The organism is Nonomuraea zeae (assembly GCF_005889725.1).
In the GTDB taxonomy this organism is placed as follows: domain Bacteria; phylum Actinomycetota; class Actinomycetes; order Streptosporangiales; family Streptosporangiaceae; genus Nonomuraea; species Nonomuraea zeae.
The window spans coordinates 98,048-123,753 of sequence record NZ_VCKX01000003.1; the positions used below are offsets into that span (position 1 = coordinate 98,048).

Below are 25,706 nucleotides of genomic sequence, written 5' to 3' on the forward strand. Positions count from 1 at the left end.
TCCGACGACGGCGGACGTCGCTCTGGACAGGTGCTATCACGCCGCGAAGCAGGCTGCGGGTCAGCCTGTTGATGCGAGCCAGCGGCGGACGTCGGCCATCGCGGTGCCGTCGCTGTCGGCGTCGATGCGCTCGGCGAGGTCGGCGATGGTGATCGCGGCCAGGGCGGCCGACCAGGCGTCCTGCGCGGCCGCCATGGCGCGGGCGATCGCGCACGGGGTCTGGCACCGCTCGGCGGGCACGGCCAGCGGCCCGCGCCGGCGGATCTCGGTGCACCGGTAGGCGGGCTCGGTCCCGTCGATGGCGCGCACCACGTCGAGCGCGCTGATCTCCGCCGCCGGCCGGGTCAGGACGTAGCCGCCGACCTGGCCCGCGGTCGAGTGCACGATGCCCGCCCTGGACAGCGCCTGAAGGTGCTTGGCCAGGTACGCCGGAGGGGTGCCGTGCAGCTCGGCCAGGCGCGCCGCGGGCACGGGATCCTCGCTCTGGCTGAGCGTGACGCAGCTGTGCAGCGCCCACTCCACCCCGTTCGACAGCTTCATGGCCTCCACCCTATCGGACAACAAATGTCCGGGTTGTGGTAGAACTCGGACATCACTTATCCGAGATCGATCGTTGGGAGATCCATGGTGAAAGAGGGCAGCCGGATGGCGCTCGGGGTGGGCGTCGTGGCGTTGTTCGTGGCGGCGGCCAATCTGCGGCCCGCGATCGCCGCGGTGTCGCCGCTCGTGGACCGCATCCGTACGGACCTGGATCTTTCCGCGACCGGGGTGTCGCTGCTGACGACCATCCCGACGCTGGCCATGGGCGTGTGCGCGCCTCTGGCCGCGGTCGTGGGCCGCAGGTGGGGGCTGCACCGCGGCGTCCTGCTGGGGCTCGCCGTCATCGCGGCGGCCACTGCCGCCCGCGGGCTCGGCGGCGCGACCTGGGTGCAGCTCACCTGCGCGGCGGCGGTCGGCGCCGGGATCGCGATCGCGCAGACGCTGCTGCCCGCCGTGGTCAAGACGCGGTGGGCCGGGCGCGCGAGCCTGGTCACCGGCATCTACACGGCCGGTCTCGGCCTCGGCGGCGCGGTCGCGGCCGGCGTCGGCGCGCCGCTCGCCGACGCGCTCGGCTCGTGGCCGGGAGCGCTCGCTTCGTGGGTGGTGCTGGCGGTGGCGGGCATGGTGCTGTGGCAGGCGAGCCGGGGCTCACTCGCCCTGGACGGCGACGCTTCCGCCACGGGGCCCGCGACGGAAGCCAGCGGACTGCCCTGGCGCAGCGGCCTGCCCTGGCGCAGCCCGGTGCCCCGGCGTAGCGGCCTGCCCTGGCGCAGCCCGGTGGCCTGGCGCGTGACCGTGCTGTCGGCCGCGAACTCGGCGCTCTACTACTGCGAGCTGGCCTGGGTGGCGCCGCTGCTGCACGAGGACGGAGGCGTCGGTACGGTCGCCGCCGGCGTGCTGCTGACCGTGATGATCTCCGTCCAGGTCGTCGCCATGCTGGCCGTGCCCGCACTGCTCGGCGAGGGCCGGGACAGGCGGGCCGGGCTGGCGATCACGACCCTGCTGACCGCCGCCGGTTTCCTGGGGCTGGCCCTCGCGCCCGGCGCGGCGACGTGGCTGTGGATCGCCGCGCTCGGGATCGGCCACGGGGGCCTGTTCACGCTGGTGCTGACGCTGCCGGTGGTGATCAGCCGGGACGCGGGGGAGGCCGGGCGGATCAGCGCCATGGCCTTCTTCGTCGGGTACGCCTGCGCGGCGCTGGCCCCGGTCCTGGTGGGCGCGTTGCGGGACGCGACAGGGGATTTCCGGCTCGCGTTCGGCCTGCTGGGCCTGCTCACGGTGGCGGCGCTCCTCCTGATCGCCCGCCTGCGTCAGGCGCCCACGTCGTCGGCGAGCCGGAGCAGGTAGGCCCCGAACTGCCGCCTATCCCGCTCGTCCCACCCGGCGGTCAGCTCCTCGAACGCCTGCCGCTGCCACTGGCGGGACCCGGCCAGCAACGCGTGCCCGCTCTTCGTGAGCCGCAGCGAGGCTCGGCGCCGATCTCGTACGGAGGTGTCGCGCGCGAGGTAACCCGCCTCCACGGCGTCCTTCACCATGCGGCTGGCCCCCGAGTGGTCGAGCCCGAGCTGGTGGGCCACGGTGCCCACGGTGGGCGGCTCGCCCTCGCCCGCGCTCGTGTGGGCCGCCTCCACGACCAGGATGTGCTGAACGTGACGCGACTCGCCGGTCAGCTCCTCCGACGCCCGCCCGGCCCACCGCCGCGACCAGAAGCGCACCAGCCGGAACAGCGCCGGCCCGCCCTCCACCTCCGTCACATCCATGCCCGACACCCTACGGCAGATCGCATGCGTTTCGCACATGTTATTGTGTGCGAAACGCATGCATTCTCTCGAAGGGGTGCCACATGACCATCGTCATGAACCACCTGATCGTGCCCGCCGCCGACCGGCGCGCGGCGGCCACGTTCTTCGCCGACCTGCTGGGGCTGGAGGTGGGCGTCCCGGCCGGCCCGTTCACCCCTGTCAGGGTGAACGGCGACCTCACGCTCGACTTCGACGACCGCCACCTCGTCTCCCAGCCGGGTCACTACGCTTTCCTCGTGGACGAGGCCACGTTCGACGCGGTGCTGGACCGGCTGCGGCGCAGCACGTCGATCGACTACGGCTCCGGACCCATGAACGGGTGGGACCGCGAGGTCAACCACCTCGGGGGCGGGCGCGGCGTGTACGTGCGCGATCCCAACGGCCACAGCTACGAGTTGTTCACGGCGGTCCCGCCGCTGTGACCCGGATCGCGTACGTGATCGCCGCCCGGCCATAACCATTCGGTCGGCTACGGAGATTTACCTGGCGAGGTTGAACCCGGTCCGGGGCGGCGGCGTACCACGAGACGGAACGGCACTCGCCGATGGCCGGAAAATGCCGACTCACCTGCACGAACATCGGCGTGCCCGCAAGCGATGACCGGCGCGGACGGGAATGGCGATGGAATTTCAGGGATGGAGCGGCGGCCTGGCTCTCCGGCCGCACGACTACCTGGGGGACGGCGCGTCGCTGGGCGACGTCGTACGGGCTGCGGGGCCCTTCGAGGGCGAGGCGCTTTATCTGTTCGCACTCGGCAGCGCCGCCACCATGGCACGGCTGCACCTGGCCGGGATCGCCGGCCTGCGGCTCAACCCGGCGAACGTGATGATCGGGGCCCGGGGGCAGGTGTCCTTCGCGCCCGGGCCGCGCGACAGCCAGTTCCCGTCGAGCGACGTGCGGGACTGGGCGGACGTGATCGTGTACGCCGCCACCGGGCAGTGGCAGAGTGCGGAGCCCGGCCTCGACTGGCTGCTCCCCAGGCTGTGCATGATGATCGAGGACTGCCACCGCCGGGACCCGGCGACCCGCCCGACCGCCGTGGACCTGGTGCACACCCTCCTCGGCTACCCGGGGACCCCCGACCGTGACACGCTCAACGACCTCCTGCTGGAGGCCGAGAACCGCACGAGACCGGACGAACCTCAGCCCGAACCGCCCCCTGCCAGGCGGCGGTCCCGGCCCAGGGGTGCCCGGGCCCGGGGTGCTGGTGCGGCTCGGGTGGGGGCGTCCCGGGTCTGGTCGGGTCGGGTGGATCTCGGGGGTTACGGGCCGGTCCAGCTGGGGCCCGGCCGCGCCGAATCGGCCCGAGCGGAGCAATCTCATCCCCGGTCGGATCGGGGCGAGCAGTCTCATCCCCGGTCGGATCGGGGCGAGCCGTCTCGGTCCCGCCCGAGCCAGGTCGAGCAGCCTCGGTCCCGTCCGGGGCGGGGCGAGCGTGGTCGGGCTGGTGCCGAACGGGCGGTGCCTGCTCGGAACAGGTCGGAACGGGCCGGATCAGATGACACCTTGCTGTCCGACCGGCTGGAGGCAGGTCATGCCGTCCCGGACGAGCTGGAGTCCGATCGTTACTGGTCGGACCTGCTGGGATCAGGGCCGGTCGGGCGGCCTGATCGGCGGCTCTTCGAACCGGAGACCCTGGAGACACCGTCCGCGCCGGTCTGGCGCAGGCCGTCGTTCCTGGTCGGTGTCGTGATCGGCGCGCTGATCGTGGCGGCCCTGGCGGGAGCCGTCACCCTGATCTCCGGTCAGGCCGCAGGGCGGGACTCCCAGAACGTGAGCCTCGGCGAGCCGTCGGTCGGCGGCGCGGGGAGGACGAGATGAAGCCGCTCGGGGTCGGGGTGCTCACCGGGGTCCTGGTGGCGACGATCGGGGCTTCGCTGGCGTTCGCGCTGACGGACGGCGTATCCCCCGCGACCACCACGAGACCGGCCTACGTCAAGCCGTCCTCGCCGGCCCCGAGCCCGGCGAAGAGCCCCGAGACGACGCCGCCCGCAAACCCGGTCCCGAAGGAGGAGTACCCGGAGGAGGAGTACTCGGAGGAGGAGTATCCGGACGAGGGGTACGACACCGCGCCACCGGAGCAGGATCCGGAATCAGGCTCGGACTCGGACTACGGCTATGACGCGGCGCCGCAGAAGCGCGCCCCCGGTGACGTCGACGAGGAGCGCGGCTATGGCTGACGTCCACGGGTTCGGCCGAGCGTCTGATCCGCTGTTGCGCCTTTTGTTCACCCCGATCACGCCATATTTCCCGCGCATTAGCGCTCCCGTTGAAAAATGCACATTTTCTGCTGCCAGGAATGTGCCCCCGATCACACCCGTCGCCGCGCGAGCACGCACGCGGCCATGCGGCAGCGGCAGCAGGAAAGAACAGGAGTTCGACGCCCGCCCCGGCGGGTGGGCGCGAGGTGTGGCCGCGCCTCCCCGGCGGTGCCCGGGGCCCGTGACGGCGGGCGTCGTCGCCGCCGGGCGGGCCGGAAGGAGGATCCGGCGGCCCGGACCCGACCACCCAACCTGATGATCATAATCGCTGCTTCGGCCGACCGAGCACGATTTATCCGCTAAATCTAGATGCATAGCGAGAGCGGCAAAGTACCTGACCTTCGCCCCTGCGGGTGGCTAGAGTAACAATTCCAATATCAGCGCGATATTTTAGGATATCCGCACCGCAAGGAGCTCACACCCTTGTGAATCACCGCGTAACTGACGAGGCCATGGTCCGAGCCCTCTACCGCGAATACGGCGCCCCCCTGATGGCCTTCGCCGTCCGGCTGACGGGCGGCGATCGGCGCTGGGCCGAGGACGTCGTACAGGAAACCCTGGTACGCGCCTGGCGCAACCTGCACGACCTGCGCACGGAGTCGGGCTCGCTGATGCCCTGGCTGGCGACGGTGGCCCGTCGCGTCGTCATCGACAACCACCGCCGCTCGGGCGCGCGCCCCCTCGACACCGTCGAGGACATCTCCGACCGCGTGCAGCCCGTGGCCGCTGAGGACGAGCGCCTGCTCCGCGAGATCGTCGTGACGGACGCGATGCTCTCGCTCTCTCCCGCGCACCGACAGGTGCTGACGGAAACGTTTCTGCTGGATCGGACGGCTGCGGAGGCCGCTGAGGCGATCGGGGTGCCGGTCGGCACGGTGAAGTCACGGGTGTACTACGCCATGCGCGCGCTGCGCGTGGCGCTCGAAGAAAGGGGGGTGACGTTGCCATGACGGAGGTGCGTCACGAAGATGTGGCCGCGTACGCGCTCGGCCTGCTCGACGAAGGGGAGCGGACCGAGTTCGAACACCATCTACGGGGATGTGACAGCTGCGCCGACGAGGTAGGGGCCTTCGCGGCGATGGGGGAGCTCATCAAGGGTGTGCATCCGGACGACCTGCTGCCCAATCCGCCCGATCCGCAGGTCGAGTCCCTTCTGGTACGCCGGGCCGCCACGGAGCGCAGGCGCCGGCGGATCCACCGCACGTTCATGTCCGCCGCCGCGTGCCTGGTGGTCGCGGCCGGCGTCTTCCTCGCGGTCAGCTCCATGACCAGCGCCCCGAACCCGGACAGCGTTCACGGCCCGGCCCGCGACCTGCTGCTCACCGGGCGGACGTATGCCCTCTCCGACTCGGCCACCGGCGTGTCCGGCGTCGTCGGCCTGGAGGACAAGGGCTGGGGCACCCACGTCGCGCTGGAGCTGAAGGGTGTCAAGGGCCCGTTGCAGTGCCGCCTCCTGGCGGTCGGCGACGACGGCCGTTCGGAGGTCGTGGCGAGCTGGGGAGTCCCGGCCAAGGGGTACGGCGTCGCCGGCTCCCCCGACCCCCTCGTCCTGCACGGCGGCACCAGCCTTCCCCAATCCGACCTGAACCACTTCACGATCGAGACCTTCGACGGCAGGACCCTGGGCACCGTCGCCGTGTGACGGCCTACGATCGGGGACGATGCGCATAGACCTGCACAGCCACAGCACCGCGTCCGACGGGACACAGCCCCCGGCCGACGTGGTGCGCCGGGCTCGCGAGCGGGGGCTCGACGTGCTCGCGCTGACCGACCACGACACCGTCGCCGGGCACCGGGCGGCGATCGAGGCGCTGCCCGGCGGGCTGACGCTGGTGCCGGGCATGGAGCTGTCCTGCCGGCGGGCCGGGCAGAGCATCCACATGCTCGCCTACCTGTTCGACCCGTTCGAGCCCGAGCTCCAGGCCGAGTGCGTACGCATCAGGCGGGCCCGCGAGCAGCGCGGCCGGGCCACCGTCGAGCGGCTGGTCGAGCTGGGCGTGCCGGTCACCTGGGAGCAGGTGTCCGAGCTGGCGGCAGGCGGGCCGGTCGGGCGGCCGCACATCGCCCGCGCCATGGTCGCGGCAGGCGCGATCGCCACGCCTGAGCTCGCCTTCACCCCGGACTGGATCGGTACGGGCGGCCGCGCCCACGTGACCCGCTACGCGCTCGCGCCCGAGCGGGCCGTGCGCCTGGTGCGGGCGGCGGGCGGAGTGACGGTGCTGGCCCATCCGAAGGCGGTCAAGCGCGGCCAGGTCGTGCCGGACGAGTGGATCGCCGAGCTGGCGCGGGCCGGGCTCTTCGGCGTGGAGGCCGATCACCTGGATCACGACGCCGGCGCCCGGGACCACATCCGGGGGCTGGCCCGCGACCTCGGACTGGCCGTGACGGGCTCCAGCGACGACCACGGGGAGCTGACCGGGCACCGGCTGGGCTGCGAGACGACGTCGGCCGAGGTCTACGAGCGCCTTGCGGCCACGGCGACGGGCGCGACCCCCGTCACGGCACACGACCGCTGAAGCCCGCGACCGTTAAGGCCCGCGACCGCTGGAGCCCGCGACACACCGCCGCTCAAGCCTGCGGGCGTTCGCGTGGTCCCGCGAAGTGGGTGCGGAACCAGTCCCGGGCGTGCCCGGCCACCGCCTCCAGCGTCCCCGGCTCCTCGAACAGGTGGGTGGCCCCCGGCACCACGACCATCCGGCTCTCCGCGCCGAGGCTCCGCTGCGCCTGCTCGTTCAGCTCCACGACCACCGGATCCCTGCCGCCCACGATGAGCAGGGTCGGCGCGCGTACCTCCGCCAGCCGGGCCCCGGCCAGATCGGGCCGGCCGCCGCGCGAGACGACCGCGGCGATCTCGTCGCCCGCCTCGGCCGCCGCCCACAGCGCCGCCGCCGCGCCGGTGCTGGCGCCGAAGTAGCCGATCGGCAGCCCGGCGGCCTCGGGTTGCTCGCGCACCCAGCCGGTACGCCCGAGCAGCCGGTCCGCCAGGAGCCCGATGTCGAACACGTTCGCCCGGTCGGCCTCCTCCTCGGGGGTGAGCAGGTCGAACAGCAGCGTGCCCAGCCCGGCCTCGTTGAGCGCGCCGGCCACGTACCGGTTGCGCGGGCTGAGCCGGCCGCTGCCACTGCCGTGCGCGAAGACCACCACTCCATGAGCGGCGTCGGGAACGATCAGATCGCCGGACACGTGCCACCTCCCTCAGCTGTGCCGCTACCCGCATAAGCCCAGCTCTATCCGCTGCGTGGCTGGGCATGGACCTGTCATGGAGACGGATTCCGGGCGCGGTACCGAGCCGGCCGGCTCCCCGCTCGGACGCGTCGTCAAGGGCGGGGTGGTGGCGCTCGGGCGCCTGCGGAGCCTGGGGCTGCGGCGCTGGCTGCGGATGGAGCGGGACGCGCTCGTCCAGACCGTCAAGGTCACCGGCACCTGCGTGCTGGGCTGGTGGCTGGCGCTGTACGTGCTCAAGCTGGACCTGCCGATCCTCGTGCCGGTGGGCGTGCTTTTGACGGTCTCCGCGACGGCGTACAGCACGGTGATCAGGGGAGTGCAGCAGGTCGGGGCCGTGCTCGTGGGCGTGGCCGCGGCTACCGCCGTGACCTGGCTGATCGGCATCAACGCGGCGACGCTGGCCGCGCTGGTGGTCGCCGGGCTCGTCCTGACCCGGCTGCTCAACCTCCCGGCCCAGAACGTGCAGATCCCGATCACGGCGCTGCTGGTGTTCGCGCTGGGCAAGACCTACGGCTTCGAACGGCTCGCGGACGTGGTGCTGGGCGCGGCGCTGGGCATCGTGGCGAACCTCCTGGTCCTCCCGCCGCGCTACGTGGACGAGGCGGTCAGGGAGGTGTGCGGTCTGTCCGACGAGCTGGCCGAGCTGGCCGAGGACATGGCCAAGGGCCTCGGCGAGGGCTGGGACGAGGACATGGCCCGCGAGTGGCTGGAGCGGGCCAGGAGCCTGTCACAGCGGCTGGAGGAGACGAAGGAGTCCGCGGACCAGGCGGCGGAGTCGGTCCGGCTGGCGCTGCGCCGCCGCCGGTACGACCGCCGCCTGCGCCAGGTGGCCGCCGCCGCCACCTGCCTGGACCACGCCTGCCACCAGCTCAGGGGGATAGCGCGCGGCCTGATGGACCTGATAGCGGGCGTACGCGGCCTGCCGGGCGAGGAGGGGGCGGACCTCCCGAGGGCGCTGTCGGAGCAGCTGATGGTCCTGTCGCGCATCTTCCGCGACTTCGGGCGCCTCCAGATCGGCCACGGCAGGAAGGCGGACATGCACGACCTGTGCGCGGCCCTGGACGAGGGCGAACGCCTGCAGTCCAAGCTGGCCCACGAGTTCGGGAGCACGGAGAACGACGAGTTCCGGGCGCTGCAGGGGGCGTTGCTGGACGACTGCGCCAGGATCCGCCACGAGTTCGACCCGGACACCGGCCCGCACAAGGCCGCCTTCCCGCCCACCGCGCGCACCTGAGTGCCGTACATGCTGGGGTCATGCTCGAACCTCCCGCCTCTGACTGCTGGCTGCACCCCCACCTCGAGGTACGGCCTTCGCCCATCGCCGGCGCGGGCCTGTTCGCCACGGCCGCCATCCCCGCGGGCACCGTCGTCTCCCGGCTGGGCGGGCGGCTGGTGTCCACGGCCCGGCTGCGCGCGCTGATCGACGACCCCGCTCTCCCGTACGTCGACACCATCGCCGTGGCCGCGGACCTGCACCTGGTCCTGCCGGCCGGGCGGCCGAACGGCAAGGGCAACCACGCCTGCGACCCCAACCTGTGGTGGACCGGCCCCTACACCCTGGCCGCCCGGCGCGACCTGCGGCCCGGCGAGGAGGCGACCAACGACTACGCCACCAGCACGGCCGAGCCGGGCTTCGGCATGGAGTGCCGGTGCGGCGCCGCCCTCTGCCGCGGCCGGGTCACCGGCGAGGACTGGCGGCGGCCGGAGCTCCAGGAACGCTACGGCGAGCACTGGGTGCCCGCGGTGCGCGCGCTCATCGGGGGATGACGCCTCAGCCCAGGTCCGGCGGCGGTGGCATGCGGTCGCCCGCGACCTGGGCGGCGATGGGTTCGAGTGCCGCGAGGTCCTCACCGGTCAGCTCGACGTCGACCGCGCCGGCGTTCTCCCGCAGCCGGTCCGCGCTGCGGGTGCCGGGGATGGGCACGACCTGGACGTCGTGCGCCCGCGACCGGTGGAGCAGCCAGGCGAGCGCGACCTGGGCCATCGTGGCCCCCCGCGCCTCGGCGACGCGCCGGACGGGGGCGAGCAGGGCGGCGTTGTGTGCCGCGTTCGCGGGCTCGTACCTGGGCAGCCCGCGCCGCATGTCGTCCTCCGCCAGGCCCTCGGTGGAGAGGTGCCGCCCGGTCAGGAAGCCGCGGCTGAACGGCGCGTACGCGACGTACCCGATGCCCAGCTCGGCGCAGACCGGCACCACCGAGGGCTCGTCGTCGCGGGAGAACAGCGACCACTCGTTCTGCACCGCGGCGATCGGGTGCACCTGGTGCCCGGCCCGGAGCCGGCCGGCCGAGACGTTGGACAGCCCCAGGTGGCGGACCTTGCCGGCGGCGACCAGCTCGGCCATGGCGCCCACGGTGTCCTCGATCGGCGTGGTGAAGTCGGGGTGGTGCAGGTAGTAGAGGTCGAGGTGATCGGTGCCCAGGCGGCGCAGGCTCGCCTCGCAGGCGGCGCGTACGTGCTCGGGGTCGCTGCGCACGCCCACCAGCTCACCGGTGCCCGGCGCGCGGATCGCCGCGAACTTGGTGGCGACCGTGATCTCCTCGCGTGGCCGCTCGGCCAGGAAGTCGCCGATCAGGCGTTCGTTGGCAAAGTCGATGCCGTAGTAGTCGGAGGTGTCGAGGAAGGTCAGGCCGAGCTCGGCGGCCTTCCTGAGGGTGGCGAGCGACTCGTCCCTGTCCGTCGGGCCGAGGAACTCGCTCAGCCCCATGCAGCCGAGCCCCAGAGCGGACACCTCAAGGCCGTCGCCGAGTTTGACCATGCGCATGCGCGTCTCCAGTCACGGGTAGAATCGGGATGGACGTCCCGGTTATGTCCGGAAATATACGGGACGGCCATCCCGCTTGTCTATCGAGCATGGAACGGAGTGCCGGATGAGCAGGCCATTGCGCGCCGACGCCCAGCGCAACAGGGCGCGCGTCCTGGAGGTGGCGGCCGAGACGTTCGCCGCGGAGGGCCTGTCGGTGCCCGTCCACGAGATCGCCCGCCGGGCCGGCGTGGGCACCGGGACGGTCAGCCGGCACTTCCCGACCAAGGAGTCGCTGTTCCAGGCGATCCTGCTCGGCCGCATGGAGCAGCTCGTCCGGCAGGCGGCCGAGCTGGCGGAGCGCGAGGGGGCGGCGGAGGGGTTCTTCGCGTTCTTCTCCCTGATGGTCGAGGAGGGCGCCGCGAACCGCGGCCTGGTGGACGCGCTCGCGGGCGCCGGGTTCGACGTCGGGGCGGTGGCGGCGGAGAGCAGGTACGACGTCATGGGGGCCTGGGGAGGGCTGCTGGCGGGCGCGCAGCGGTCGGGCGCGATCCGCGCCGACGCCGACATCGCGGACGTGAAGGCCCTGCTCACCGGGTGCATCGACCGGGAGAGAAAGGCCGCGGACCCGGTCGCCAGGGCCCGCATGCTGGCCATCGTCCGTGAGGGCCTGCGCGCCTGACGCCCGAGCGGGCGCGGATGGCGGCCCGCCCCCGGCGAGACGCCGCTGCTCCTCTGGAGCGATCACCGCTTTGGCATACTGCTCGAATGTCTGATTTCGCCGAGTTCCGGGCCGCGGGTCGGGCCGCCCTGCTGTCCGGCCGGGCCACGTACGACGTGCCCATGGTGGAGGGCGCGCAGCGGTGGGGAGCCTCGGCCGTGCTCCGCCCCACGGGCGAGGTCCTGGACCGCCTGTCCGAGCTGGCCGCGACCATCCGGGCGCCCGGCCACTGGGTGCACGGCGGCGGGACCCTGCACTTCACCGTCAAAACCCTTGAGCCCTACCGCATGGAGATCCCCGAGGACGACCCGCTGCGCCGGGTGTACGGCGCGGCGCTCGCCGAGGCCGCCGCCGGGCTGCCCCCGGTGCGCATCCGCCTGTCGGGCGTGAGCCCGCACGCGGGCGGCGTCCTGGCCTGCGGCCACCCCGAGGACGACACCGTGACCACGCTCTGGGCGCGCCTGGCCCGCGCGCTGGCCGCCCGCGGCGTGCGGGACCAGGAGCGCGGCCGGGTCCGCGACCGCTGGTACGTCAGCCTCGTCCACTTCGCCGGCCCGCTCGCCGATCCGGAGCGGATCGTCCAGTGGTGCGACGAGCACGCGGGCGTCGATTTCGGCGTGGCCGAGCTGACCACGGCCGAGATCGTCCAGTTCGTCCACACCGGCACGAGCATCCAGGTGCGGCCCCTGGAGCGCGCCGGGACGACGGAGCGTCACCCGGCCCCATTCCGTGGATGACGCCCCGCCGACGCCCCCGTCACCCCAGCAGCAGCGCGGTGACGAACTGCAGCAGGTGCCAGGCCACGTAGGCGCTGGCCGACCAGAACGCCCACTCCTTGCTCCTGATGACCCTGGACGCCCGGCGCACGTCCTCCACGGGCTCCTTGCGCACCCGGATCGTCCTGGTGACGAGGTACGCGGAGGCCAGCCAGGTCAGCGCGGAGCCCGCGAACAGCCCGACCGAGAGCCCGGCCAGGACCTGCGACTCCGCGGGTGGGGCGGGCCACGGCGCGAGCTGGCGTCCCCAGGCGGCCAGCACGCCGGCCAGCAGAGCGAGCGTGATCCGCCGGTCCCTGCGAGCCTGGCGCTTGAGCCACTGAAGGTCTCGACGTAGATGGTTCTTGAGCATCCTGATCACCTCCGCTTGACGTCGCCGGCAGTACCAGCTAACGAAAAGATCCGGAGAAGATCTGCGACCTCACATCCGCGAATTCACGACTTTTAGCGAAATTTCAATCCAAACTGCGCAGCTCGTCCGCCACCCGCTGCGCCTCCGCCACATCCCCGACCTCTTCGAGCGTCCGCATGGCCTCGCCCAGATAGCCCGCCGCCGCCCCCTTGTTCCCCAGCCGCGCCGAGATCAGCCCGAGCGCCCGCAGCGCGCACCCCAGATCCCGCCTCGTCCCGCTCTCCAGGTGGACCTCCCTGGCCTGCCGCGCGTGGATCAGGGCCTCCTCAGCACGGTCCAGGTCCAGCAGCACCATGGCCAGTGCCGTGAGCGCCGCCGCCCACCGATCCCTGGTGCCGGTCTCGTTCAGCAGCTCGACCGTCTCCATGGCGGGCTCCAGCGCGGCGGCCGGCCTGCCCGCCGCGTGCAGCGCCTGCGCCACCGACAGCAGCGCGCTGGCCCGGTTGTCCCGCAGCTCCTCCCTGATCGCCAGCGACGCCTTCGCCGCCTTCAGCGCCGGCTTGTGCTGCCCCAGCGACAGGTACGTGTACGCCAGCGTCTCCTGGACCTCGGCCTCCGCCCGCCGGTTCCCCAGGCCCTGCACGATGTCCAGGGCTTCGAGCGCGTACACGAAGCCGACCTGCGGCAGCCCCTGCCGCCGCCGCACGCGGGAGAGCCGGTTGAGCATGCGGGCCTCCACCGGCTCGTCGCGGATCACCCGGCTGATCGCCAGCGCCTGGTTCAGGTAGTCGTCGGCGCGCAGGTAGTCCGACAGCCGCCAGTGCACCAGCCCGATGTCCCCGAGCGTCTCCGCCTTGCCCTGCTCGTGGTGCAGCTCGACCTGCACGGTCAGCGCCTGCTCGTAGTAGGCCAGCGCCTCGTCGTAGCGCGAGCGGTTGCGCGCGATCCGCCCGAGCGTGCACAGCGCGCGCCCGCAGCCGTGCTGGTCGCCCGTGGCGGTGTAGCCGGCCAGCGCCCGCTCGGCGTCACGCTGCGCGTCGTGCTGCAGCCGCAGCAGGTCGTAGATCTCGGCCAGGCAGAGCAGGGTCTCGGCCTCGGCGTGCTCGTCGCCCAGCTCGTGGCAGATCGACAGCGCCTCCAGGCCCTCCGACAGCGCCGCGTTCGGCTCGCCCAGGTCCCGCTGCACCCTGGCCAGGATGATCAGGCTCTGCGCGGTGCCCCTGCGGTCGCGGATCTCCTCCCGTACGTCCAGCGCCTGCCCGGCGTGCTGCAGTGCCAGCTCGTACCGCTCCTGGGACAGGTGCAGCCGGGAGAGCGTGTGCAGGCAGCTCGCCACCCCGGCCAGGTCGTCGATCTTCCGGTAGAGGTCGAGCGCCTCACTCGCGCACTGCAGCGCCTCCTCGCTGTTGCCCGCGATGCCGTGCACCTCGGCCAGGTCGTTGAGCGCCCTGGCCCGCCCCACGCTGTCGCCGAGCCAGGCGAAGTCGGCCAGCGCCTCCCCGATGAAGCGGGCCGCCAGCGTGGACGGGCCGATGTCGCGGTGGATCGAGCCCAGGTGGCTGCGCATGAGCGCGATCGCCCGCCGGTTGCCCACCTGCATCGCCGAGGACAGCCCGGCCTGCTGGACCTCCAGGTTGTTCTCGTAGAAGCGCAGCCTCCTGAACGGCTCGAACACGGCCTCCGCGAGCCGCCAGGCCACCCCGTGCGCGCGGCTCTCCTCCGCCAGCCGTACGCCCGACACCAGCGAGCGCCGCTCCGCCTCGAACCACTCGCGCGGCGTCGCCGGATCGGCGGCGACCTCCAGGTAGTGGTCGAGCAGCCGCACCCTGGCCTCGCGCACGCCCGCCTCCGCGTGCCTGCCCAGCTCCCTGGCCAGCCGCTTGACCAGGTCGTGCACCCGGTAGCGCGGCCCGGCCAGCGGCTCGACCAGGTACGCGCGGTGCAGCCCCTCCACGGCGACCACGGCCTCGCTCACCGGCACGCCGAGCGCGGCGGCCAGCACCTCCGGCGTGAAGTCCCGCCCGGGCAGCAGCCCGACGTGCCGGAAGGCCCGCCGCTGTCCCGGGCTCAGCGACTCGTACGCCAGGTCGAGCGCCGACCTGAACGCCTCCTCCGGATCGCCGACCAGCAGCCGCTCGGGCTTGCGCAGCTCGCGCACCCGCGACTGCACGCTGAGCCCGGGGTTCTCGGCCAGCTTGGCCGCCGAGATCCGCAGGGCGAACGGATGGTACGAGCACACCTTGGCCAGCGCGGCCAGCGCGTCACGGTCGGCGGCCCGCGGCGAGTCCTCCCCGAGCACGGCCACCAGGAGCGCCACCGCGTTGCCCGGGTCGAGCACCGGCAGGTCCATGAGGTCGGCGTGCCCGGTCGCCCGCAGCGGCGCCATCCGCGTCCGGCTGGTCACCAGCACCGCGCAGTCCTTGCTGCCCGGCAGCAGCGCGCGCACCTGGGCGGGGTCGGCGGCGTTGTCGAGGATGAGCAGCAGCCGGCGGCCGGCGATCCGGCTGCGGTAGAGCAGCATCAGCTCGGCCTCGTCGGAGGCGGGCTCGCCGATGCCGAGCGAGCGCAGGATCTGCCCGAGCGCCTCGACCGCGGTCATCGGCGGCTGGCTCGGCGACTGCCCGCGCAGGTCGATCATGATCTGCCCGTCGGGGAACCGGTCGGCGTGCAGATGCCCCCAATGCGTCACCAGCGCGGTCTTGCCCACGCCCGGCAGCCCCTGCACGACCATGGTGTTGGTCCGCCCGGGGCGCTCCAGCCAGGCGGTGAGCAGGTCGAGGCTCTGCTGGCGGCCGGTGAAGTCGGACACGCCGGCGGGAAGCTGGCGCGGCTTCGGCACCTCGCCCATCGGCAGCGGCTCGGCGGCCGCGCCCGGCCGGGTGAGGAACGGCGTCACCCGTCCCGTCCAGGGGGCCGACAGGTGCTCCCAGCTGCCCGCCGCGATGCGCAGCCCCGCCGGGTCCGCGATCCGCAGCCGCCGGTAGCCGGGGCGTACCAGCCAGCCTCGCTGCACCCACTGCGTGAGCTGGCGCTGCACCACGTCGGGGGAGCTGCCCACGAGGTCGGCCAGCGTCTCCATGGACAGCGGCGGCGCGGACTCGGAGGCCAGCCCGTAGCGCTCCTCCAGGTGCAGCAGCCAGACGGCCAGCCGGGCGGCGACGGGGGCGCGGGCGAGGGCCTCGTGCCGGCGGGCCGCCACGTTCCTGGCGAACAGCTCCTGCACCAGGGCGGTCGCCACGACCTGGCTGGCGGAGGCGTGCTCGCGCAGCCGCCGCATGTCGATCGGCCAGGCCCGCAGCTCGGTCAGAGCATCGATCTTGACCCGCTCGCCCGGGCTCCAGAAGGCCAGCTCGCCCACGAGGTCGCCGTCGCCGCGCAGGTCGTGGATGGCCTCGCGCTCCCCGGCGGGCGTGTATTCGCGGGCGTAGCCGTAGTCGATGACGTAGACGCGGCCGGCCGGGCGCAGCGGCGAGACGATCGTCTCGTTACGCCGGAAGACGCGGGGCCGGGCACCCTCGTCCACCAGCGACCTGAACAGACCCACCCCGACACCACCAATCTCGGGACGGCGGTGTCCGCGACCTGACAGGCATGAAACAGCCCGTACGACGACCTGTCACATCAGTGGACTCCAGACAGCGGCTCCCCGTCAATCGGGAGCCGCCTGGCGGGCTCAGGCGTGCACGGAGTCGGTGCGGTCGGGGACGAAGCGGTAGCCGACGTTGCGGACCGTGCCGATGAGGGACTCGTACTCGGTGCCGAGCTTGGCGCGCAGGCGCCGGACGTGCACGTCGACCGTCCGGGTGCCGCCGAAGTAGTCGTAGCCCCAGACCTCCTGGAGGAGCTGGGCGCGGGTGAAGACCCGCCCGGGGTGCTGGGCGAGGTATTTGAGCAGCTCGAACTCCTTGAACGTCAGGTCGAGCACCCGGCCGCGCAGCCGCGCGGTGTAGGTGGCCTCGTCGATCGCCAGGTCGCCGCTGCGGATCTCGTCGGGCACGTCCTCCGTCGCCGCCTGGGAGATGCGGCCGGTGGCCATGCGCAGGCGCGCCTCCACCTCGGCCGGTCCGGCGCTGTCGAGCAGGACGTCGTCGGCGCCCCACTCCGCGGTCATCGCCGCCAGCCCGCCCTCGGTGACGATCACCAGCAGCGGGCAGTCGATGCCGGTGGTGCGGATCAACCGGCACAGGCTCTTGGCCTGCACGAGCTCCTTGCGCGCGTCCACGAGGACGGCGTCGGCGGGCGGTGTGTCGATCAGCGCGGACGCCTCCGCCGGAGCGACGCGGACCGAGTGGAGCAGCAACCCCAGCGCCGGCAGCACCTCGGCGGACGGCTCGAGTGCGTTGGTCAGCAGGAGCAGATTGCTCATTACGGCCTCCTCAAACACGCAAGGACCCGGGGGCTACGTCGCCCAGGTCCTGTAGGTGAGGATATCCCACGAGTAAGTCGCGTCCATTGCGCGTCCAGCAGGTGAACAGCGCGTCTCCTGAAACAAGATTGTTAAGGGCAGCGCACAATAGGGCGGAAAGTGATGGTGAGGTGGGCATGGCCACAGGAAAAATACGCTATTGGGCCGCAGCGAAGGAAGCCGCTGGTGTTGCGGAGGAACCGTTCGAAGCGGTCACTCTTGGTGAACTAATGACGAAAATCACACAAAATCGTGCAGATCTGGCCCGGGTGGTACGCCGTTGCTCGTTCCTCGTGGACGGTTCGCCGGTCGGCAAGCGGCCGCACGACGAGGTCCTTCTCGGCGACGGCGCGACCGTGGAGGTGCTGCCGCCCTTCGCCGGCGGGTGATCGAGCGCTTTGCGGGGGAATGGGACAGGCCAATCGATAGGCTCTTGACCCCCGCCCCAGACAGGGAGCCCCATGCGCAAGCTGGCCATGTTTCTGATCGTGCTGATCATCCTCCTTGTGGTCGTGGACCGGGTCGCCGTGGCAGGGGTGCAGCGCGATCTCGCGAACAGGATCGCCGCGGCGTCCGACCTGTCGGGCACGCCCACGGTGACAATTGAGGGCATCCCATTTCTCACACAGGCCGTCTCCGGCCGCTATCCGGAGGTACGGTTCAATCTCGGCACGTTCACGTACGGGGGCGTGCCGGTGCAGAACCTGCGGGGCGCCGCCTACGACGTGACGGCCCCCCTGGCCGACGTCCTCCAGAACAGAGCCAACATCCAGGCCCGGCGCGTGACCATCAGCGGCACCTTGACCAGGGCGACGATCGACAAGTACGCGCCTCGCGGAGTCAAGATCAGCGGGAATGGGCAGCGGCTCGTCGCGTCGGGCGAAGTGATGGTGGGGGTGAGCAAGGTGAAGTTCAGCGCCGAGATGCGGGTCGAGGTGGCCGACGGTGGCATCAAGCTCCAGGCGGAGAAGATCCAGGGCGTGCCCGCCGCGCTCGCGCAGTTCGTCTCGTACACGATCCCGTTCAAGGGGAAGCTGCCCTTCGACGTCCGGGTGACCGGGGTCCGCAGCGTGGCCGAAGGGTTGGAGTTCTCGGCCGAAGCGTCTGACGTGCCGCTTCGTGGATGACATTGAACCGCTCCGCCCCGTCGTACGTGATGAGGGCGTGAGCGCAGCAGGCACCGCCGACGAGGAACTCGTGAGGACCCTCTTCGACGAGCATGCCGGGCCCTTGTACGGCTACGTATTGCGACTGACCGGTGACTCCGGGCGAGCCGAGGACGTTGTTCAGGAAACGCTGCTGCGGGCCTGGCGCCATCCCGACGCTCTGTCCGACCGGCCGATCCGTGCCTGGCTGTTCACGGTGGCCCGTAATCTCGTCGTCGACCAGCACCGGGCCAAGAAGGCCCGGCCGCAGGAGACGGGGGACGAGGCGCTGGCGGTGCTGCCGGCCGACGACGAGCTGGAGCGCGCGGTCGAGTCATGGGCCGTGGCCGAGGCGCTGGCCGTGCTGCGGCCCGAGCACCGCGAGGTGCTGATGGAGGTCTACTACCGGGGGCGATCGGTGAAGGAGGCGTCGGCGACGCTGGGCATACCGCCCGGCACGGTCAAGTCGCGCACCTACTACGCGTTGCGGGCGCTGAAGCTGGCGCTCGAAGAGCGGGGGCTGGCGCCGTGACGATGACGTGCGAGGAGGTACGGCTGGCCCTGGGCGCGCACGCGCTGGGCGCGCTCGATCCCGAAGAGGCGCTGGAGATCGACGACCACCTGGCCACCTGCGAGGCGTGCGGCGCCGAGCTGCTGGACCTCGAAGGCGTGGCCTCGTTCCTGGGCAAGGTGGCGGAGCGCGACGTCGAGCTGGTGTCCAGCCCGCCGCGCCAGGTGCTCGACCGGCTGCTGAACGCCCGGGCCAAGCGCAGCAGGCGGGGCCGCATGTTCCTGGCCGCCGCCGCGTCCGTCGCGGTGCTGGCCGTGAGCGGCACGGTCTGGACGGTCGTGCAGAGCGGTTCGAACGCCCCGCAGAGCGCGGCGGCGCCCGCGTCGGTCCAGTCGGATGGCGCGCCCGAGGCGGCCCAGGACTCCGACGCCAGGGTGAAGGCCTTCGGCGATGCCCAGACGTCGGCCGTGCCGACGCCGTCCTCCAGCAAGGTGCTGCCGCAGAAGACCCAGAAGCGGGCGGTCGACGGGCGCGAGTTCTCCGGCGAGAACGAGGCCAGGGACTACTACGCCACCGTGCTCGCCTGGCCCGACGACGACGGGACCGAGCTGGGCGTACGCGTCACCGGCGTCCCCGTGGACACGACCTGCAGCCTCGTGATCGTGGGCAAGGACGGGCGGCGCGAGACCACCGAGAGCTGGATCGTCAGCCGGGAGAGCTACCAGGGCAAGGCCGCGTTCAAGCGCATGACGTCGATGCGGATGCGGGAGATCGCCCGGTTCGAGATCGTCAATCCGGCGGGGAAGGTGCTCGTCCGGGTCCCGGTGACGAAGTAGGTCTCCGGCCCGGGCGGGTTCGAGCTCGCGGAAGCATTCTCGGCCGCCCGTGGTTGCACGGTTGGATGACGGGATTCTGGGTGGTGCTGGCGACGCTGGCGCTCGGTTCGCTGATCGGGGTGGTACACCTGCGCCGCGACGGACGGGTGCGCGACAGTGGTGCCGGCAAGGGTGCGGGCGCCGGCGCGGAAGACGGGCGGCTCACCGCCGCCGACCTCGGCGGCGATCTGGGCGAGCGGGCCACGCTCGTGCAGTTCTCGACCGCGTTCTGCCAGCCGTGCCGGGCGACCAGGCGGATCCTCGCCGACGTGAGCGAGATCGTGCCCGGCGTGCGCCACGTCGAGCTGGACGCCGAGTCACGGCTGGATCTCGTACGACGGCTGGACATCATGCGGACGCCGACGGTCCTGGTGCTCGATCCGGCGGGGAACATCGTCAAAAGAGCCTCTGGCCAGCCACGCAAGGCGGACGTCCTGGCCGCGCTCGCCGCCGCCCTACCTGGATCATGACTGAACGCCGTCTCACGAGTCGTCTCACCAACCGGACGAGATGTGACAGATGACGAGACGCCGAGTAGTGTCGTCGCTATGAACCCATCGACAGAGCTGCTGACGAAGCGGCGCGCGGTTGATTTCTGCCGCGTGGCCACCGCGCTCTGTCGCGCTGCCTGAGGACGATCTCGCGGACTTCCGATCCGCTCCAATCGACCCCTTCAGGAGCATCCTGCGATGCGTGCCGATCCTAGAGCGCTGCGCTTCGGCGCGGCCATAACCACACTGGTCCTCGCTCTCGTCCTGGTGACGGGAAGCGCGTGGCTGCTCGCCTGCCAGGCGGCGGTCTTCGCGCTCGGGGTCGTCTATCGCTCGCCGTACTCGATGCTCTTCAAAGTGTTCGTCAAGAGCGCTCCGAAGGAGACCGAGGACGCCCGTCCGCCGCGCTTCGCGCAGGGTGTCGGGCTGGCCTTCGCGGTCGCGGGCCTGATCGGATATCTCGTGGGGATCACGCCGCTGGCCCTGGTGGCCACGGCTGCGGCTCTCCTCGCCGCTTTCCTCAACGCAGCCTTCGGATTCTGCCTCGGCTGCGAAACGTACCTGCTCTATCGCCGTCTACTGCCCGCCGCCAAAATGGAGGTTTCCCAATGAGCCGCTCCGCCGCCCTGGTGGACGCCGACTGGGTCGAGGCCAACCTCGACACCGCTGGAGTCGTGCTCGTCGAGGTCGACGAGGACGTCAGCGCCTACGACAAGGGCCACATCCGTGGCGCCGTGAAGGTCGACTGGAGGCAGGACCTGCAGGACCCGGTCCGCCGCGACTTCGTGGACAAGACCGGTTTCGAGGCCCTGCTGTCGGACCGCGGCATCGCGAACGACGACACCGTCGTGCTCTACGGCGGCAACAACAACTGGTTCGCCGCCTACGCCTACTGGTACTTCAAGCTCTACGGCCACCAGGACGTCAAGCTGCTCGACGGCGGGCGCAAGAAGTGGGAGCTCGACTCGCGCGAGCTGGTGCGTGACGTGCCCGAGCGCGCCAAGACGCAGTACGTCGCCCAGGAGCAGGACTCCGCCATCCGCGCCTTCCGCGACGACGTGGTGTCCGCGATCGGCAAGCTCAACCTGGTCGACGTGCGCTCGCCCGACGAGTTCACCGGCAAGCTGCTGGCCCCCGCCCACCTCCCGCAGGAGCAGGCGCAGCGCGGCGGCCACGTGCCCACCGCCCGCAACATCCCGTGGTCCAAGGCGGCCAACGACGACGGCACGTTCAAGTCCGACGACGACCTGCGCACGCTCTACGGCGAGGCCGGGGTCGACTTCGGCAAGGACACCATCGCCTACTGCCGCATCGGCGAGCGCTCGGCGCACACGTGGTTCGTGCTGCACGAGATCCTCGGCCAGACCAACGTGAAGAACTACGACGGATCGTGGACCGAGTACGGCTCGCTCGTGGGCGTGCCGATCGAGCTGGGGGAGGCCCGCTGATGACCACTGCACAGGGTTGCGGAGCGCCGGAGCAGACGATCGCCCTGCCCGCCGGGATCGACCTGTCGAACCAGGCCGTCATCCAGGGCGTGGTGACCGGAGCCGGCACGGCCTACGCTCGCCTGCTCGACCAGTCCGGTGAGTTCACCGGCGAGGTCGTGGTGTCCGACGACGGCGTCTTCCGCTTCTTCGCCGCTCCCGGCGACTGGACCGTCCGCATCATCGCGGGCGGCGGCGTCACCAGGGACATCCAGGTGGAGGCCAAGCTGGGCGAGGTCGCCCAGCTCGCGGTGGCCGTCTAGACAAGCTCTCGGCGAAGCCCGCGTCCCTGCCCGGACGCGGGCTTCGCCGTTTGTCCCCAAGGTGGCGAGCCCGCCGCAACGAAAGCGCGCGGGGCGGTGTTGTAGTCCATGTGAGTGACATCGACTGTCTCGACCCGGTGCGCAAGGCGCTGCTCGACGACCTCGACGAGGGCTTCGCCGAGCTGTACGGCGCCTACCGCGGCCTGGTCTTCTCGACCGCGCTGCGGCTGAGCGGGCGCTGGGCCGACGCCGAGGACCTCACCGCCGAGGCGTTCCTGCGGGCCTACCGCGCGCTGGCCGGTTACGACCGCGACCGGGTCGCCGCGCTCCAGCCGCGGGCCTGGCTGATGACGATCCTGATGAACGTCTGGCGCAACTGCGCCCGGACCAGGTCCCGAAAACCGCCACCCGACCTGCGCGAGGAGCCGGTGGACACCGTCGACCCCGGCGAGGGCGTGGAGGCGGCGGCGGTGCGCCACGAGACCGGCGACGAGCTGGCCGAGCTGCTCGGGCGGCTGCCCGACGAGCAGCGGGCCGCGGTGGTGCTCAGGCATGTCGTGGACCTGCCGGTCAGCGAGATCGCCGAAGTGCTCAAGATCCCTCAGGGTACGGTCAAATCGCACGTCTCACGAGGGCTGAAGCGGCTACGAGCACTGGGAGGTGCCCGATGACCCAGGATCCGCTGATCACCGGACTCGCGGCGCTGACCGCCGACCCGCCGGACGCGCTGCTCGACCGGATCGCCGCCCGCTGGGTGAGCGTGCCGGCGCCGATCGGGGAGCTGCGGGTCGCGTTCACCGACCAGGGCGTCGCGTACGTGCACGCGGGCGAGGGGTTCGCCCAGGCGTTCAGGAAGCGCTTCGGCCGCCCCCTGCTGGCCGCCGACCGGCCGCCGGCCGGGCTGCTGCCCGCGCTGCGCACGGGCCGGGCGTCCGGGCTGCGGCTGGATCTGCGCGGGCTCAGCGACTTCCATCGGGACGTGCTGAACGCGGCCCGTACGATCCCGCGCGGCGAGGTCCGGCCCTACTCGTGGATCGCGGCGCAGATCGGCCGGCCCACGGCCGTGCGCGCGGTGGGCACGGCGCTCGGGCGCAACCCGGTGCCGCTGCTGATCCCCTGCCACCGGGTCACCAGGTCGGACGGCGTCGCGGGCGACTACGTGTTCGGCCCGGCGGCCAAGGAACGGCTGCTGCTGGCCGAGGGCGTGGACCTGGACCGGGTGCGCGAGCTGGCGGGTGAGCGGGTGTTCTACCTGGCCAGCGACACCACGGGCGTCGTCTGCTTCCCGACCTGCCACAACGCCCGGCGGATCACGCCGAGGCACCGGCACGGGTTCCGCAGCATCGCCCAGGCCAGGGCCGCCGGGTACCGCCCCTGCCGCACGTGCCGCCCCGCTCAGGAGGTCAGCTGACCTGCTCAGACCGGTTTGGTGGGGTAGCGCATGAGGAGCGTGGCCCGCACGATGTCCGGGCCCTGCGCCCGGTAGCCGTGCGGCACGTCCGAGATCCACGAGATGTGGTCACCAGGCCCGGCCGTGAGCGGCTCGTCGATGGGGCCCGCGCTGAGCGTGCCGCTGAAGACCGTGACGTGCTCGCTGACGCCCTCGTGGTGCGCGGGCGAGGTCTGGGTGAGGCCGGGCGGCACGCGTACGCGGTAGAGCTCGTAGGTGACGCGGTCGTCCTCGAACACCTCCAGCAGCTCGGCCTCCATCGCCGTGCCGCGCATGATCTGCGGCTCGGCCGGCGTGTCCAGGATGGCCCCGATGGGCACTCCGAGCTGCGCCGTGATGGCCCAGAGCGTCTCCAGAGTCGGGTTGAGGGTCCCAGTCTCGACGCCCGACAGGGTGGCCTTGCCGATGCCGGCCCGTTTGGCCAGCTCCGACAGGGAGACTCCGCGCGCCTGCCTGAGCCGTCGTAGCCGATCTCCCACGATGACGGGGTCGGTGTCGAATGCGGGCAGCGGCTCCATACCGACATGTTGCCGCACGCATCGGGCTTCGAGGCTCGTAATCGGCCCCGATAATCCTTCTGTCCCGATGCCGGACGGTCGCCGGGCGTTCATGATCGGTGGGCTGAGAGTAGCGCTTTTCAGAAGTTGCGGCTGCGGCACAAGGGGCAGACCGATACGATTCCACAGATGTCCGGTTCGACAGGTGTGATGGCACCGCCTCAACCTGGGCCTACGCCGGCTCAGTGGATGCCGTCGCCGTACTCGCTGCCCCTGCACGCGCTTCGCCTCGCGGGGAAATGCGCGCTGCCGCTGATCCTCTGGTTCGCCGCCGGGGAGCTGGCGCGCTTCGCGCTGCTGTACGGCGCCACCGAGGTCGCGTACGGCGACTTCAGGCAGGTCCGCCTGGTCGCCGTCATGACGCTGCTCACGCTCATCGTCCTGTCGGCGTTGACGGTCGCCGCCGGCATGCTCTACTCCCTGCGCAACGCGCTGTGGGAGACGCGGGCCAGGATCGCGGACGGCGTGCCGGACGAGCGCTTCTACCGGGTGCTGGACCGGGTCGCCCCGGCCTTCGCGGTGCTCTACCTGGCGTGGGGTTTCCACGTGGAGGACGCCAGAGACATCTTCCAGATGGACATCGCCCACAACTTCTACGAGATGACGAGCGCCGCGTTCTTCGGCGAGGGGACCACCGTCGGCAGAGGGCTCATCGACCTCGACTGGCGGGTGTCACTCGGGGCGATGGTCGTCACTTTCGGGCTGAAGACGCTGTTCGCCAAGTTCGTGGAGAAGAACCAGGGCAGGTTCTACGGCTTCCTCGCCGCCATGTCGGAGTTCGCGTTCGTGTTCTACGGGCTGAACGCCACCGTCGCCATCGCCGACGCGCGTTCCGAGTGGATGTCGCACCGGAACGTGGTCGCCAACACGAAGGACGTCTGGACCGAGGCGCAGAAGAACGTGCCGCTGTGGGAGGCGGTCACGGGCTGGTTCGGCGAGTACTGGCCGCTCTTCCTCGACGCCGTCGCGGTCCCGCTGGCCTGGCTCACCGTGGCGATGCTCATCTTCGGCTCCTACTCCGACGAGGCCCGCACCCTGGTCAAGGGCACCCGCCTGGAGAAGGGCGTGGACCGGCTCGAAGGGAGCCACGACCTCACCCAGAAATCGTTCGACCACCTGACCGGCGGGTTCAGGGACCGCTGGCTGCCGCTGGCGAACTCCCTGCGGCTCGTCTTCGGCAGCGGCTTCCCGCTGTTCGGCATGATGTGCCTGTGCTACGTGTCGATCAAGGTGGCCGGCGACTACGCCCAGCGGGGCGTGATGACGCTCGTCGGCTCGCGCGAGGAGTGGGCGTGGGCCTACCAGGCGCCGCCCGTGGAGTTCCTGCGCCAGATGATCGTGACCGTGCTCACCATGGCGTTGCTGGCGGCCGCGTACGACATCGCGGCCACCAGGGCCCGGCTCAGGGGCGAGGCGTTCACCGGCGCCTGAACCGCAGGGCGGTGTCTCTCGCCTGCTCGTCCGCTCCCTGCTGCCGTTTGAACAGGTCCTTGGTCGGGGTGTCCGATCGGTAGTCGCTCGGCTTGAAGCTGAGCTCCACCTCGTTCACCACGGAGACGGGCACGACCGCCGCTCCGATGATCTTGTATTCCTGGCCGACGTCCAGCTTGTCCCCGAGGAATTCGTCGCCGGCCCGCTGGATCTCCACGGTCCAGATGCGGCCCGCGCGGTCATTGAGCCTGACCTGGCTGGGCAGGGCGGTCATGGTGGCGCTGCCCGCATCGACGATCTTCTCCGTGATGTCCACCTGCAGCCACGCGACCTCGGGGCCGTGCTTGCTGCTCGCCGGGGGCTTCATGGGCGAGATCGCGGCCTTCCACTCGACGCCGTAGACCTTGCCGGCCTGACCGGCGGGGACGACGATCTCGGTGGTCAGGATGTCCCGCGTGATCTCCCTGTCGTAGATGAGGTAGCCGTCGTAGGTGGTCGCGGCCGTGAGGATCAGCGACACCACGACGGCCCCGGCGGCGATCAGCAGCCTGCTGCGGCGTGGCGGACGCGGGGCCCCGGCCGGCGAGGGCTGCGGCGGGTCCTGGGGCGCGGGCAGCGGTGCAGCCGCTGTCTCCTATACACATCTCCGAGCCCACGAGACCCTAAGACATCTC

32 protein-coding genes are annotated in these 25,706 nt (G+C 71.6%); 23 read left to right on the forward strand and 9 right to left on the reverse strand.

Annotation, left to right across the window (positions count from 1 at the left end; translation table 11 throughout):
• Positions 1-60: 60 nt before the first annotated feature.
• The gene (locus tag ETD85_RS01860; protein ID WP_138687804.1) at positions 61-540 is read right to left on the reverse strand and encodes an RrF2 family transcriptional regulator; all 480 of its coding nucleotides are present in this window, start codon (positions 538-540) and stop codon (positions 61-63) included.
• Between the two features lie 84 nt (positions 541-624).
• Here ETD85_RS01860 and ETD85_RS01865 point away from each other — a divergent pair, with 84 nt between their 5' ends.
• Positions 625-1,887, forward strand: coding sequence for an MFS transporter (locus ETD85_RS01865; RefSeq protein WP_138687805.1), 1,263 nt, complete (start codon positions 625-627; stop codon positions 1,885-1,887).
• On the opposite strand, the gene ETD85_RS01870 is transcribed toward ETD85_RS01865, so the two are convergent.
• Entirely contained in the window at positions 1,851-2,300 is a 450-nt protein-coding gene (locus ETD85_RS01870; RefSeq protein ID WP_138687806.1) for a MarR family winged helix-turn-helix transcriptional regulator, read from the reverse strand. The genes ETD85_RS01865 and ETD85_RS01870 overlap by 37 nt on opposite strands.
• Before the next feature lie 83 nt (positions 2,301-2,383).
• Between ETD85_RS01870 and ETD85_RS01875 the strand changes: the two genes are divergently transcribed.
• The 6 genes from ETD85_RS01875 (at position 2,384) to ETD85_RS01900 (ending at position 7,119) form a co-directional block, all read left to right on the forward strand.
• Entirely contained in the window at positions 2,384-2,764 is a 381-nt protein-coding gene (locus tag ETD85_RS01875) for a VOC family protein (RefSeq protein ID WP_138687807.1), read from the forward strand.
• Between the two features lie 199 nt (positions 2,765-2,963).
• A complete protein-coding gene (locus tag ETD85_RS01880; protein WP_138687808.1) occupies positions 2,964-4,163 on the forward strand; it encodes a protein kinase family protein in 1,200 nt (399 codons plus the stop codon).
• Positions 4,160-4,522: a hypothetical protein gene (locus ETD85_RS01885; RefSeq protein WP_138687809.1), complete on the forward strand. Its 363-nt coding sequence runs from the start codon at positions 4,160-4,162 to the stop codon at positions 4,520-4,522. The genes ETD85_RS01880 and ETD85_RS01885 overlap by 4 nt, the downstream gene beginning before the upstream one ends.
• Positions 4,523-5,028: 506 nt before the next feature.
• Positions 5,029-5,553: a sigma-70 family RNA polymerase sigma factor gene (locus tag ETD85_RS01890; RefSeq protein WP_449290117.1), complete on the forward strand. Its 525-nt coding sequence runs from the start codon at positions 5,029-5,031 to the stop codon at positions 5,551-5,553.
• Positions 5,554-5,558: 5 nt separating this feature from the next.
• The gene (locus tag ETD85_RS01895; RefSeq protein ID WP_170246462.1) at positions 5,559-6,245 is read left to right on the forward strand and encodes a zf-HC2 domain-containing protein; all 687 of its coding nucleotides are present in this window, start codon (positions 5,559-5,561) and stop codon (positions 6,243-6,245) included.
• Positions 6,246-6,264: 19 nt separating this feature from the next.
• Entirely contained in the window at positions 6,265-7,119 is an 855-nt protein-coding gene (locus ETD85_RS01900) for a PHP domain-containing protein (RefSeq protein ID WP_138687811.1), read from the forward strand.
• Between the two features lie 52 nt (positions 7,120-7,171).
• Here the strand turns inward: ETD85_RS01900 and ETD85_RS01905 are convergent, their stop codons facing one another.
• Positions 7,172-7,786 (reverse strand): dienelactone hydrolase family protein, encoded by a 615-nt coding sequence (locus ETD85_RS01905; protein WP_138687812.1) that lies wholly within the window; start codon positions 7,784-7,786, stop codon positions 7,172-7,174.
• Between the two features lie 76 nt (positions 7,787-7,862).
• Here ETD85_RS01905 and ETD85_RS01910 point away from each other — a divergent pair, with 76 nt between their 5' ends.
• Both ETD85_RS01910 and ETD85_RS01915 read left to right on the forward strand, forming a co-directional pair.
• Positions 7,863-9,062 carry an FUSC family protein gene (locus tag ETD85_RS01910; RefSeq protein WP_138687813.1) on the forward strand — a complete coding sequence of 400 codons (1,200 nt, stop codon included), beginning with the start codon at positions 7,863-7,865 and terminating at the stop codon, positions 9,060-9,062.
• A gap of 20 nt (positions 9,063-9,082) precedes the next feature.
• Positions 9,083-9,595, forward strand: a complete 513-nt coding sequence (locus ETD85_RS01915) for an SET domain-containing protein (protein ID WP_138687814.1) — start codon at positions 9,083-9,085, stop codon at positions 9,593-9,595.
• Positions 9,596-9,599: 4 nt separating this feature from the next.
• Here the strand turns inward: ETD85_RS01915 and ETD85_RS01920 are convergent, their stop codons facing one another.
• Entirely contained in the window at positions 9,600-10,589 is a 990-nt protein-coding gene (locus ETD85_RS01920) for an aldo/keto reductase (RefSeq protein ID WP_138687815.1), read from the reverse strand.
• 106 nt (positions 10,590-10,695) lie between these two features.
• Between ETD85_RS01920 and ETD85_RS01925 the strand changes: the two genes are divergently transcribed.
• Both ETD85_RS01925 and ETD85_RS01930 read left to right on the forward strand, forming a co-directional pair.
• Complete coding sequence (locus ETD85_RS01925; RefSeq protein ID WP_240778767.1) at positions 10,696-11,250, forward strand: TetR/AcrR family transcriptional regulator; 555 nt, start codon at positions 10,696-10,698, stop codon at positions 11,248-11,250.
• An 86-nt stretch (positions 11,251-11,336) separates the two neighbouring features.
• Positions 11,337-12,026 carry a hypothetical protein gene (locus tag ETD85_RS01930; RefSeq protein WP_138687816.1) on the forward strand — a complete coding sequence of 230 codons (690 nt, stop codon included), beginning with the start codon at positions 11,337-11,339 and terminating at the stop codon, positions 12,024-12,026.
• 19 nt (positions 12,027-12,045) lie between these two features.
• Here the strand turns inward: ETD85_RS01930 and ETD85_RS01935 are convergent, their stop codons facing one another.
• From ETD85_RS01935 to ETD85_RS01945, 3 genes are all read right to left on the reverse strand, one after another.
• Positions 12,046-12,417, reverse strand: a complete 372-nt coding sequence (locus ETD85_RS01935; protein WP_138687817.1) for a hypothetical protein — start codon at positions 12,415-12,417, stop codon at positions 12,046-12,048.
• Positions 12,418-12,520: 103 nt separating this feature from the next.
• The gene (locus ETD85_RS01940) at positions 12,521-15,961 is read right to left on the reverse strand and encodes a tetratricopeptide repeat protein (protein WP_138687818.1); all 3,441 of its coding nucleotides are present in this window, start codon (positions 15,959-15,961) and stop codon (positions 12,521-12,523) included.
• 129 nt (positions 15,962-16,090) lie between these two features.
• Entirely contained in the window at positions 16,091-16,783 is a 693-nt protein-coding gene (locus ETD85_RS01945) for a response regulator transcription factor (protein WP_138687819.1), read from the reverse strand.
• Positions 16,784-16,959: 176 nt separating this feature from the next.
• Here ETD85_RS01945 and ETD85_RS01950 point away from each other — a divergent pair, with 176 nt between their 5' ends.
• The 11 genes from ETD85_RS01950 (at position 16,960) to ETD85_RS01995 (ending at position 23,005) form a co-directional block, all read left to right on the forward strand.
• Positions 16,960-17,211 (forward strand): MoaD/ThiS family protein, encoded by a 252-nt coding sequence (locus tag ETD85_RS01950; protein ID WP_138687820.1) that lies wholly within the window; start codon positions 16,960-16,962, stop codon positions 17,209-17,211.
• A 72-nt stretch (positions 17,212-17,283) separates the two neighbouring features.
• Positions 17,284-17,949, forward strand: coding sequence for an LmeA family phospholipid-binding protein (locus tag ETD85_RS01955; RefSeq protein WP_138687821.1), 666 nt, complete (start codon positions 17,284-17,286; stop codon positions 17,947-17,949).
• A gap of 37 nt (positions 17,950-17,986) precedes the next feature.
• The gene (locus tag ETD85_RS01960) at positions 17,987-18,499 is read left to right on the forward strand and encodes a sigma-70 family RNA polymerase sigma factor (protein WP_138687822.1); all 513 of its coding nucleotides are present in this window, start codon (positions 17,987-17,989) and stop codon (positions 18,497-18,499) included.
• A 2-nt stretch (positions 18,500-18,501) separates the two neighbouring features.
• Positions 18,502-19,314: an anti-sigma factor family protein gene (locus ETD85_RS01965; RefSeq protein ID WP_240778794.1), complete on the forward strand. Its 813-nt coding sequence runs from the start codon at positions 18,502-18,504 to the stop codon at positions 19,312-19,314.
• Positions 19,315-19,379: 65 nt separating this feature from the next.
• Positions 19,380-19,823, forward strand: a complete 444-nt coding sequence (locus tag ETD85_RS01970) for a TlpA family protein disulfide reductase (RefSeq protein WP_138687824.1) — start codon at positions 19,380-19,382, stop codon at positions 19,821-19,823.
• A 78-nt stretch (positions 19,824-19,901) separates the two neighbouring features.
• Positions 19,902-19,985, forward strand: a complete 84-nt coding sequence (locus ETD85_RS67400) for a putative leader peptide (protein ID WP_350668905.1) — start codon at positions 19,902-19,904, stop codon at positions 19,983-19,985.
• Between the two features lie 57 nt (positions 19,986-20,042).
• A complete protein-coding gene (locus ETD85_RS01975) occupies positions 20,043-20,456 on the forward strand; it encodes a DUF4395 domain-containing protein (protein ID WP_138687825.1) in 414 nt (137 codons plus the stop codon).
• Positions 20,453-21,292, forward strand: coding sequence for a sulfurtransferase (locus ETD85_RS01980; RefSeq protein WP_138687826.1), 840 nt, complete (start codon positions 20,453-20,455; stop codon positions 21,290-21,292). The genes ETD85_RS01975 and ETD85_RS01980 overlap by 4 nt, the downstream gene beginning before the upstream one ends.
• Positions 21,292-21,594 (forward strand): DUF1416 domain-containing protein, encoded by a 303-nt coding sequence (locus ETD85_RS01985; RefSeq protein WP_138687827.1) that lies wholly within the window; start codon positions 21,292-21,294, stop codon positions 21,592-21,594. The genes ETD85_RS01980 and ETD85_RS01985 overlap by 1 nt, the downstream gene beginning before the upstream one ends.
• A gap of 110 nt (positions 21,595-21,704) precedes the next feature.
• Complete coding sequence (locus tag ETD85_RS01990; protein ID WP_240778769.1) at positions 21,705-22,265, forward strand: RNA polymerase sigma factor; 561 nt, start codon at positions 21,705-21,707, stop codon at positions 22,263-22,265.
• Entirely contained in the window at positions 22,262-23,005 is a 744-nt protein-coding gene (locus tag ETD85_RS01995) for a methylated-DNA--[protein]-cysteine S-methyltransferase (protein ID WP_138687828.1), read from the forward strand. The genes ETD85_RS01990 and ETD85_RS01995 overlap by 4 nt, the downstream gene beginning before the upstream one ends.
• Positions 23,006-23,010: 5 nt before the next feature.
• Here ETD85_RS01995 and ETD85_RS02000 read toward each other — a convergent pair whose 3' ends face one another.
• Positions 23,011-23,562, reverse strand: a complete 552-nt coding sequence (locus tag ETD85_RS02000) for a helix-turn-helix domain-containing protein (protein WP_138687829.1) — start codon at positions 23,560-23,562, stop codon at positions 23,011-23,013.
• 228 nt (positions 23,563-23,790) lie between these two features.
• Between ETD85_RS02000 and ETD85_RS02005 the strand changes: the two genes are divergently transcribed.
• Entirely contained in the window at positions 23,791-25,032 is a 1,242-nt protein-coding gene (locus ETD85_RS02005) for a hypothetical protein (protein WP_138687830.1), read from the forward strand.
• On the opposite strand, the gene ETD85_RS02010 is transcribed toward ETD85_RS02005, so the two are convergent.
• Positions 25,019-25,555 (reverse strand): hypothetical protein, encoded by a 537-nt coding sequence (locus tag ETD85_RS02010; RefSeq protein ID WP_138687831.1) that lies wholly within the window; start codon positions 25,553-25,555, stop codon positions 25,019-25,021. The genes ETD85_RS02005 and ETD85_RS02010 overlap by 14 nt on opposite strands.
• Positions 25,556-25,706: the final 151 nt, after the last annotated feature.